The following is a 2,630-nucleotide window of genomic DNA, read 5'->3' on the forward strand; positions in this document are numbered from 1 at the left end:
GAACCTCCTGGGGTTATAGGCAGAAGGATTCTTTGCCATGGCGGCCAGCATTGCTGCCTCCTCAACCTTAAGATTGGCAGGAGTGGTATTGAAATAAACCCTTGAGGCTGTTCGGATACCATCCCCGTTATTTAAGAAATCGAACTGATTAAGATAAAGGGCTATGATTTCCTCCTTCGCGAAAGACTTCTCCAGCTTAATGGCAATAACCCATTCCCTGAACTTCCTGATGATAAATCTTATAGGTTTATTATGATAATCCTCCCTGGGAAAGAGGAGTTTTCCGAGCTGCTGAGTTATCGTGCTTCCTCCTCCGGTTTCCTTTCCAAGTAAAAGGCTCTTGACCAAAACCCTGGCCAGGCCCTTGAAATCGATCCCTGAATGTTTCAGATATCTCTCATCTTCAATGGAAATAAGGGCATTTATCATATTGGGAGAGATCTGTGAATAATCGACATTGACACGGTTCTCATCCCTGTCGAAATACTGGCCCAATACCTCACCATCCACAGAGATTATCTGGCTTGCCTGGTTAATTTTGGGGTTCTCAAGCTCGGCAAAGCTAGGCATAAAGCCCAGTTTCCCCCTGGAAATAAAGAAGAAAAGCAGGATCATCAACACCAGCCCACCTATGTATAATCCCCAGAAACCTGTGACATATTTCTTATATGGATGGCGATTTTTCTCAGTCATTTTAAACAATTTCGCGCAAAAGTAATAAATAATATACGGATGTTCTTTTCCATTTTAATAGTGAAAACGCATCTATATATATAAAAATTATCTTTTACTTTGCACCACTTTTTAAAAATCTGACTAAGAATATGGTTGATAATCTTGTAATTGTAGAATCACCAGCTAAGGCTAAGACGATTGGGAAATATCTTGGAAAAGATTTTACTGTTAAATCCAGTTTCGGTCATATAAGGGATTTATCCAAAAAAGATTATGGAATTGACCTGGAAAATAAATACCAGCCTCAATACATAATTTCCCCTGACAAGCGAAAGGTTGTATCGGAATTAAAAAAGCTGGCCAAAGAGGCCAAAACCGTATGGCTTGCATCTGATGAGGACCGTGAAGGTGAAGCCATTGCCTGGCATCTGGCCGAGGTTTTAAAACTGCCTGATGAAAAAACAAAGAGAATTGTCTTTCATGAAATAACAAAGGAAGCGATCCTCAAAGCCATTGAAAACCCAAGGTCGATAGATCGCAACCTTGTAAATGCACAACAGGCAAGGAGAGTTCTTGACCGTCTTGTTGGTTTTGAGCTAAGCCCTGTGTTATGGAAAAAAGTAAAACCCTCACTTTCAGCAGGCAGGGTTCAAAGTGTTGCTGTAAGGCTTCTTGTCGACAGGGAAAGAGAGATACTGAACTTTATACCAAAGGACAGCTTCAGGGTCACGGCCCTGTTCAGTTTCAAGGACAATAACGGAAAACCTGCCCAATTGAAATCAGAATTAAATCAGAGATTCAAAACCCTGGAGCAGGCAAAAGCTTTTCTGGATGATTGCATCTCTGCCGGTTTCATGGTTGATGCCGTTGAAACAAAACCATCATTCAAATCTCCTGCACCCCCATTCACGACTTCCACGCTTCAGCAGGAGGCCAGCAGGAAATTCGGATTTTCTGTAAGCCAGACGATGACACTGGCCCAGCACCTTTATGAAGCCGGTCACATTACCTACATGAGAACTGACTCGGTTAACCTGTCCGACCTGGCGATTAACAGCACCCGAAAGGAAATAATTGAGGAATTTGGCAATGAATATTCCAAAACAAGGAAATATTCCACCAAGTCAAAAGGCGCCCAGGAAGCTCATGAAGCAATCAGGCCAACCTATATAAACAAAAAGGAAGCCGGGGCCAACGCCAATGAAAAGAAACTATACAGCCTTATCTGGAAGAGGACTGTGGCATCACAAATGAGCCCTGCTAAACTTGAGAAAACAACAGTCTCAATAACGATATCATCCCGCCCCGAAAAATTTCAGTCAAGCGGGGAGGTCATACTATTCGATGGCTTCCTGAGAGTTTACATGGAAAGCACGGATGAAGAAAAAGAAGGCAATGGAAACGGCAACGGGTTGCTTCCCCCGGTATCACAGGGGCAGGAACTGCATCTTGAGAATGCAGATGCTTTGCAGAAGTTCACAAACAGCCCGCCAAGATACACTGAAGCCAGCCTTGTAAAAAAGCTGGAGGAGATGGGAATTGGAAGGCCTTCAACCTATGCTCCAATTATATCAACAATCCAGAGCCGGGAATACGTTGTTAAAGAAGATCGGCCGGGAACGATCAGAAAACTCGACGGGCTTAAACTTTCCGGAGATAAGATATCCTCCTATGAAAAAGAGGAAAAAACTGGATTTGAAAAAGGAAAATTATTCCCAACCGATATTGGCATGGTGGTCAATGATTTTCTTGTTGAGCATTTTGAAAATATAATGGATTTCAATTTCACCGCTTCAGTTGAGAAGGATTTCGACAGTATCGCAGACGGGAACCTTGTATGGAATAAAATGATCGATGAGTTCTACAGGCCATTCCATAAAAAGGTTGACAGTACCGCGAAAAACACACAGAAAAGCTCAGGTGAAAGGCTTCTAGGCAATGATCCGGAATCCGGC

Annotated in this window: 2 protein-coding genes; one reads left to right on the forward strand and one right to left on the reverse strand. The window is 42.8% G+C overall.

The window, feature by feature from the left end; all coding sequences use genetic code 11:
• On the reverse strand, positions 1-693 hold a 693-nt coding region (locus V2I46_07615; GenBank protein MEE4177360.1), incomplete at its 3' end, for a biosynthetic peptidoglycan transglycosylase.
• A 131-nt stretch (positions 694-824) separates the two neighbouring features.
• Between V2I46_07615 and topA the strand changes: the two genes are divergently transcribed.
• A partial coding sequence (gene topA, locus V2I46_07620; protein ID MEE4177361.1) for a type I DNA topoisomerase occupies positions 825-2,630 on the forward strand: 1,806 nt, incomplete at its 3' end.

Origin of the sequence: Bacteroides sp. (genome assembly GCA_036351255.1) — a bacterium.
GTDB lineage: Bacteria > Bacteroidota > Bacteroidia > Bacteroidales > UBA7960 > UBA7960.